The sequence below is a fragment of the Pseudomonas sp. MWU12-2319 genome (genome assembly GCF_023242525.1).
Classification (GTDB): domain Bacteria; phylum Pseudomonadota; class Gammaproteobacteria; order Pseudomonadales; family Pseudomonadaceae; genus Aquipseudomonas; species Aquipseudomonas gingeri_D.
Genome location: NZ_JALJES010000026.1, coordinates 80,134 through 86,807 on the forward strand (window position 1 = coordinate 80,134; position 6,674 = coordinate 86,807).

The 6,674-nt window shown below is 54.4% G+C and carries 6 protein-coding genes and 1 pseudogene; 3 read left to right on the plus strand and 4 right to left on the minus strand.

Annotated features, from left to right (window positions below; all coding sequences use genetic code 11):
• Positions 1-164: 164 nt before the first annotated feature.
• Positions 165-614 carry an LLM class flavin-dependent oxidoreductase gene (locus M5C01_RS29880; RefSeq protein WP_255916954.1) on the minus strand — a complete coding sequence of 150 codons (450 nt, stop codon included), beginning with the start codon at positions 612-614 and terminating at the stop codon, positions 165-167.
• 149 nt (positions 615-763) lie between these two features.
• On the opposite strand from M5C01_RS29880, the gene M5C01_RS29885 reads away from it, so the two are divergent.
• Together M5C01_RS29885 and M5C01_RS29890 are read left to right on the plus strand one after the other, a co-directional pair.
• Positions 764-2,020 carry an HAD hydrolase-like protein gene (locus tag M5C01_RS29885; RefSeq protein WP_039588955.1) on the plus strand — a complete coding sequence of 419 codons (1,257 nt, stop codon included), beginning with the start codon at positions 764-766 and terminating at the stop codon, positions 2,018-2,020.
• On the plus strand, positions 1,984-3,267 hold the full coding sequence (locus M5C01_RS29890) for a DNA-processing protein DprA (protein WP_248764437.1): 1,284 nt from the start codon (positions 1,984-1,986) through the stop codon (positions 3,265-3,267). The genes M5C01_RS29885 and M5C01_RS29890 overlap by 37 nt, the downstream gene beginning before the upstream one ends.
• Before the next feature lie 186 nt (positions 3,268-3,453).
• Here the strand turns inward: M5C01_RS29890 and M5C01_RS29895 are convergent.
• From M5C01_RS29895 to M5C01_RS29905, 3 genes and pseudogenes are all read right to left on the minus strand, one after another.
• A pseudogene (locus M5C01_RS29895) lies at positions 3,454-3,564 on the minus strand (carbohydrate porin); the annotation flags it as partial.
• A gap of 85 nt (positions 3,565-3,649) precedes the next feature.
• Positions 3,650-4,552 carry an FRG domain-containing protein gene (locus tag M5C01_RS29900; RefSeq protein WP_039588957.1) on the minus strand — a complete coding sequence of 301 codons (903 nt, stop codon included), beginning with the start codon at positions 4,550-4,552 and terminating at the stop codon, positions 3,650-3,652.
• 150 nt (positions 4,553-4,702) lie between these two features.
• A complete protein-coding gene (locus M5C01_RS29905; protein WP_248764438.1) occupies positions 4,703-5,788 on the minus strand; it encodes a WYL domain-containing protein in 1,086 nt (361 codons plus the stop codon).
• 88 nt (positions 5,789-5,876) lie between these two features.
• Between M5C01_RS29905 and M5C01_RS29910 the strand changes: the two genes are divergently transcribed.
• On the plus strand, positions 5,877-6,674 hold a 798-nt coding region (locus tag M5C01_RS29910), incomplete at its 3' end, for a hypothetical protein (RefSeq protein WP_248764439.1).

Here is a 6,674-nt window from a genome sequence, read left to right on the forward strand (position 1 = left end):
CTGGTTTCGAATAACGAGATTATAGCCTCAAAAAATTTCGTGTGGATAGGCCTTGTGCCGTTCGTGTTGATATAAAAGCGAGGTTACTGTCGATGGCCAGCCTGCGATAGGGCGCTGAGCCATGATTGGCCGTGGCGGTTTGATCCGAAACGAGGGGCTGACGATCAGTAGAGGTTTCCTAGGAGGGGAGGAATGCTCCGTTTGGCTACAGCCGCTTGGTGAACGGAGGAAACTTGGACGGATACCGGGGTCATCTCGGAGCCGGCGTACGTGGTGGGGAAAGCGAGAATCGGCAGGCCTGAGTCAAGGGCGATGGCCTTGCCCAAGCCAGTGGTTGAACCACCGCCGATCGCAATCGCACAGTCCGCCCCAAGTTGCCGGGCAACGTCGCGAGCTTCCCTGGCGGTTTCGATAGGCACACCCGACGCCAATCCAAGAATGAAACGCCCCCCAAGCAGTTGGTCAACGCTGGCTGTCTGCTTCGCAACAATCAGTGGGTCGCGCAGCGGTAAAACGATGCCTGCGGTACCGATTGCCACGTTTCGGGTGATCGAGGCAAGGAAGCCAGCATAGACCATCGGATCAAGAACCTGTCCGCGCGCGTTGTCTGAGATACTGAGCGTTAAAAGGGGCCCTCAAAGCGTTTTCGTTCTAGAGGGGCTCCCCGAATTATTGACTGGACGAATTAGTGGCAAATTGATGTTGCTGACGCTTTTTATCCGTGTTAGTTGTCTTGGAATCGCAACGTATCAAGGACGACAGCATGGCGGTACAGCTTTTGATTTTCGATCTGGATGACACGCTCATCCGCACCGGTGACCTGGAGCAGAGATTTCGTGGTCAGCAGTTTCTAGGCAGGCAGTCGCAGCAGTATGTGGATGATCTCCGCGCCGCTTATCGTCAGGATCCTGCCCGAATAGTTTACTCGGCACTCACCATCGTAATGCTGCGAGCAAGATTCCCTGGAGCCCGAATTGGTGTTTTCACAAGGTCACCTAGGCATTACGCAGAAACTCTTCTAGGTGTCGCCTATCCTGGGCTGGCCTGGGATTTCCTTATAGCGTTCGAGGACACAGCGCAACCCAAGCCTAGTGGTGCGGGTATTCGTGGGGCGATGGCACATTTTAACGTTCCCGACCCCCGGGATGTTTGGATGGTTGGGGATTCCCCCGTAGATATACGAGCTGCCTATGATGCAGGCTGCCAGGTCGTTCTTGACACAACCACTTGGCCAAGAATTCCAGCCCCTCGCCGCCGGGATGACTGGAGGGCTCTAGAGAGAATGCCTGATGCCATCATCGATGATCCTGTCGATTTGCTTTCCACACTAAACTCCCACGTGTCTTATCTGCCTGTTGCTGAACGCCTGCAGCAGACGGCGTGCGCCCCGATTCCGAACCGCCAACCCTTCGCGCGTATGGAGAAGTTCGGCGCTTTCGACCACGAGAGTGTGAAGCATGACATCCACTATTTAGGAAGGCACTTTTCTGTACAGGCGCAAAACCGTGCGGTTTGGCACCAAGTCACCAACGATATCCATGCCATGAAGAATGCCTTGGTCGTTCCTGATTATTGGGTAGCGGCCATAGGCGCTTTCCTCCAGAATTTGGTGCGGAGAAACCCGCATCTCACCTTCGGTAATTCCCTCGTAGTGACCGTTGTACCCGCAAAGCCGGGCAGAACCAGGCGCTTGGAGGCGATGCTGACCCAGCTATCGACTGTCCATGCTCAGAGACCACTTGTGAATGCAGGGGTGTCGTTCACTCCTGACCTCATGCGGTATCGCGAGGGGGTGCTCTCGCACCACGGCGAGGGCCTGACCAAGGAGCAGCGGATTCAGAACGTTAGGAATCACCTAGAGGTCATAGCAGGATCTGGCTACGAGAATAAGCATGTGGTAGTCATTGATGACGTCGCCACCACAGGGGCTTCACTCATTTACGCTAGGAAATATCTAATGGCAGCTGGGGCCAGGCAGGTTACGTGCCTTTCACTGACAAAGGCCATCAATACCCAATGATCACGATTTCGCCTTCAACCCAAAAAATGCTCGCCTTATCCATGCTGTCCGGGGTGGGCCCCGCGACCCTTCGACGGGTTGTATCTCATGGCTTGGTGTCTGCTCCAATCATTGAGCTATCGCTGAGAATACCTGCGATAGCCAAGGCGGTTGCTGCCCCCAGTGCCTGGGAGCTGGCTCAAGAGCTTGCGCAGAAGCAGCGCGACGCGGCTGAGAAGGCAGGTGCGTACATCATCAGTGCTCTGGATGAAGGCTATCCAGCTTTGCTTTCCGCCACCAAAGACGATCCCTTTATCCTTTTCGTCAAAGGCACTCTATTCAAAACCCCTGAAAAGTCCGTAGCGATCATTGGCACCCGGCAGCCTACGAAACATGGAGAGCTGATCACCCGCCGAATCACTGATTTTTTTTGTGGCCAGCGTTGGAGCGTAGTGAGTGGGCTGGCTCTGGGATGCGACGGGATAGCTCATCGAGCGGCCATCGAGGCTGGGGGACACACCGTTGCGGTGCTAGCTCACGGGTTGCAGACCGTTGCTCCGTCGCAGCATCGAAAGCTGGCTGAGGAGATACTGAACAGCGGAGGCGCTTTAGTTTCCGAGTACAGATTTGGGCAGGGAGCTCTCCCCACCCAGTTCGTGAAGCGTGATCGCACACAAGCTGGCCTAGCCCAGGGCGTTGTGATGATCCAATCTGACCTCAAGGGAGGCAGTCTCCACGCCTCCAGGGCTGCGCTGGACTACGAGCGTTGGTTGGCTGTGCCATACCCAACCGCTACAGACGAGTTGGCCAATGAACCGAAGATCCAGGCGAATCTGATGATTGCGAATTCGGACGCGGACATCGACCGTGCCAATTTGCTCAAGTGTCACCTCAGTAGGCTTTCAAAAGTAATCGTGTTGCGGGCAAGGGAAGACTATCCCCGACTGGTCTCCGCGTCTGTAGGCGTACTTGAGGCGGAAGAGGAAATGGCACTTGATGGCGAGGAGGGGAGAGAGCAAGCATCTCTGGTGCTTGAGAGAGACGATCTTTCCAAAAACAGTCCTGATGACCTTCATTCAAGTGCTGCGCCGGCTGAAGGAATTTGTCACGATCAGTCCGATCATCAAAGCGATGACGATGGGGGAAGATCTGAGACCGGGAGTCCCGATCAGAGAGGTCAAGTATCAGAGGTCTCCGGCGGCACTCACAAGGTCGACACTACATCTGAGTCTAAAGCAGACCTGACCGTGCAGCATAAGCTGTTGTAGGACTAGCTCAATATCTGTGAGCGTTGGCCTCGTTTGCCAATCCAAACAATCCTCTCGTTGTCATATTGATGACCATCAGGATTGCACCACCACCAAGACCCTTCTTGACCCATCGTAGGCAGTAAATTTCAACCATAAAAAAAGGGCAGCAAAGCTGCCCAAAACCCACACCAGAGCGGGCGTTAATCAGAATTTGGTCTGCAGCTTGATGCCAGCGACCAGCACGTTGTCCACATGATCAGTGCCGCCAGGATGGACGATGTATTGCACGTTCGGGCGAACGGTGAGCCAGGCTGACTGCCATGGAACACAGCCAATCGTCAAAATGGGCAGGCAGGTATTGCGCCAGATTCTACCAGCAGTACCTAACACAGACTCAGGATCAACGAGCGGATCGTTTGCCTGCCTTTTTGTTTCGTGCGTTGGCGTACGTCAGGTTGGCCGACTTCGCGATGTCTTTGGCGATCGAATCAAGACTGGGATAGATGAAGCCTTCGTTGATGCCTAATTTTGCCAAGCTGGCCAGGATGGCTTTGGTAGACGTGTACGGGATGAAAATTTTTGAGATGAGATCTTGTAAATCGGTGTAGTAGTCAAGTGCTGCGATTTGCGCACCATGAAGTGTGAACGTACCGCTCTGGGCCCGTATTCGGGTTGTCATGTGGGGAGCGGTGATACATACCGGTAGCGTGGTGGTGTCTTTTTCAACGGGATTGAGATATTTGTCCCAGCGTTCTGCGTGTGACGCGATATCAATCGTCTTAGACTGCAAAACCGTTTTCGCATTGATCTTCGTCGGCTCAATGGCAAACACCGCGAAGCCTTCCTCGCTGAAGTTATCTTCCTCAAATCGCTCGCATTCAGCTTCTCCATCGCCTTCGCGTACCTGAGCGCCCTGGGCTGCAAAATACAATGCCACTAGGGCATTGGTAGACCAGTCGAGCAGCCTTGTCGGCAAGCCGTGATGCTGAGCGATGAACATCCACTCGAATTCGTTCGTGGGTTGCTGTTCCAGAAATGGCCTGCCTAGCTGCTTGAAGTCCTGGAGCATTTTTTCCGAGTCCGGGCCGGAGTAGACCCCACCACTGCTGAGTCTTACTGCCGTGTCGTCAATCTCTTCGCCAAGGTGGTCGTGAGACTGATGGATATTTCGCAGTGCTCCAGGTATGAGCCGGTGACTGGCGCTCGATTGCCCTCGGAACCACAGTGAGTTGGGTTCGTCAGGTTTCAAGCTGTCAATGATGCCTACGAATTCTACGAGCGTCCTGGCTGTATAGATTTTCACATTAGCCTCTTGGAATTTTGATTTTTGGTTGTGCCATCCAATGCTACACGAGCAGCTCTGTAGAGCGCTTGACCTGTGTGCATCCAGATGCTTGTGCTGGAAAGCGGTTTGGGGATTTAGACCTGCACTCATCGGGTATCGGGGATGACGCTATGCAGTCTCATTCTCCTCGACATACATGTGGAGTGCCTTCATCAGTGTTTTGCGCATGTGTTCGCGCAGATAGGTAGGCTGCAGCACCTCGATCTCATCAGCGTTACTCATCAGGAACAGACGCAGCCCCTGCGTGTCTTGGACGGAGCACTTCAAGATCGCTCCCGCTTCGGTAGGTTCGATCTTCTGTGTTTCGTTCAGGCGATTTTCTGTGAGCCGGTTCAAGAGATTCGGCCCCAACCCCAGCACGAGATCGATCTCATCCTGGCCGTGGACGGTCATGAGATCTTTCTGGATAGCGAATGAATCGAACCGGTAATTTTTAGGGTCGGGAATGTCCAAGAAGCTAGTGCTTACGCTGACCACGCGATGCAGCATCAGGACACAGGTCATTCCAGGGCCATTGCTGCTGTACTTGCCACGCGAAGTTCCCTCAGGTGGTTCGCCGCTTGGCCATTGTTCTGACTCGACGTAAGCAGAAAGATAGATATTGGAATCCTGGAATGAGAGCGCCAGGGGCTTCAGCAGATAGTTGCATTCCGCGTCCTCGGCATCCCGCGGCTTGTACACCATGGTGAGGCTATGGCCAGCCAATAAAGCGGCTTGAATGATATCCAGGTGGGCCGGGTCGTAGATGCCAGGGAGGAGGGTCATGAATCGCGTGCCGGACGTGATGCGGCCTTGCGCAATCAGGTCTTGCTTCGAGTTCCGAGTGATCACGCCCAAAGCATAGTCACGCAGCTTGACCAGCTGCTTGGCCACAAGCTTGAAGCCGAAGCGCTCAGAATGCTGCAGCATCGCGAGGAGGGTCATCGATTCGGTCGGCGTCAGTACCAGGTCGAGGCTCACATTCCTGTGCAACCTCCATTGAAAGGACTTTTTACCTTTGGGTTTCTCACCGACGACCTGCTCATCTTCGGCCAGGGCTCGCAGATCACGCAAGGTGGTTTTGATGTGAGGGATTTGCTCGGCCCATTCCGTTTGCAAGGCATGCAGTTCCTCGGTCGTGAGCGGAGTTCTTGCACGGCGCAAAATTTTTGTCAGCGTTCTGCGGCGCAAATCTTTTGGCTTTATTTCGCTCACACCAGGTACTCAGGGACAAAAAGTGTCCTTATGGTGCTGCAGTATCGCTTTGCCAGCAACGAATTCTGGACAATACCCTGGAGTGGTTATGAAAACCAAAGTGACCCGTCGCATCTATCCCCCATACAAACAACGCGCAGAAGTTAAAGCCTTCATCGAGTGGCTCGCCCTGCACCTTGGTTCGAATCAGCAGCTCAAGCATGAGTACGTCAACCGGAAAACGGCTAAACGCTGGCAGTTCACTGACCTGTACGATGCTTACCAACAGTACGAATGGCAGCACCCCGGGGTACCGCATTTGAAGGTGAGCGCTGGCACTTGCGCCACTAGCAACACGAATGCATTGAATGCGCTGAGCACTGATCTCAGCTTGGCGAACTGCGATGCCACCATGCTGAGAGGAACGAAAGCTACGATGTTCTGGGGTGGCGTGTCGGCGCACAACAATCAGTGGCTTGAGGCCAATCAGAAAGGCTTGGCCAACACGATTGCACAGGTCGCACAGGTGCTGCGTATTGGTAATCTCGACAGCCCTCAATTCCAGAATAATCTTCGCTTCAACGCGGGCATGACCAAGGTGTATTCGCTGATCTGCCAGGACTTCATCATCTACGACAGCCGCGTCGCCGCTGCCCTGGGCATGCTTGTTGTCATCTTCTGTGAGGAAAAGGGCATCCATGCTCTTCCTGATGGCCTGCGTTTCCCGTGGGCTCCCGCGAAGGAGGGCGAGAGCGCCGCAGTCCCTAAACGTCGTAATCCAAGCAAGGGCGACGCATTCAAATTCCCGGGCTTGCGACGCGGGCACCATCACGCGATCTGGAACATGCGCGCAAGCTGGATCTTGAGCCAGGCATTGGCCCATCAATCCGCAGCGACCAGCCCTTTC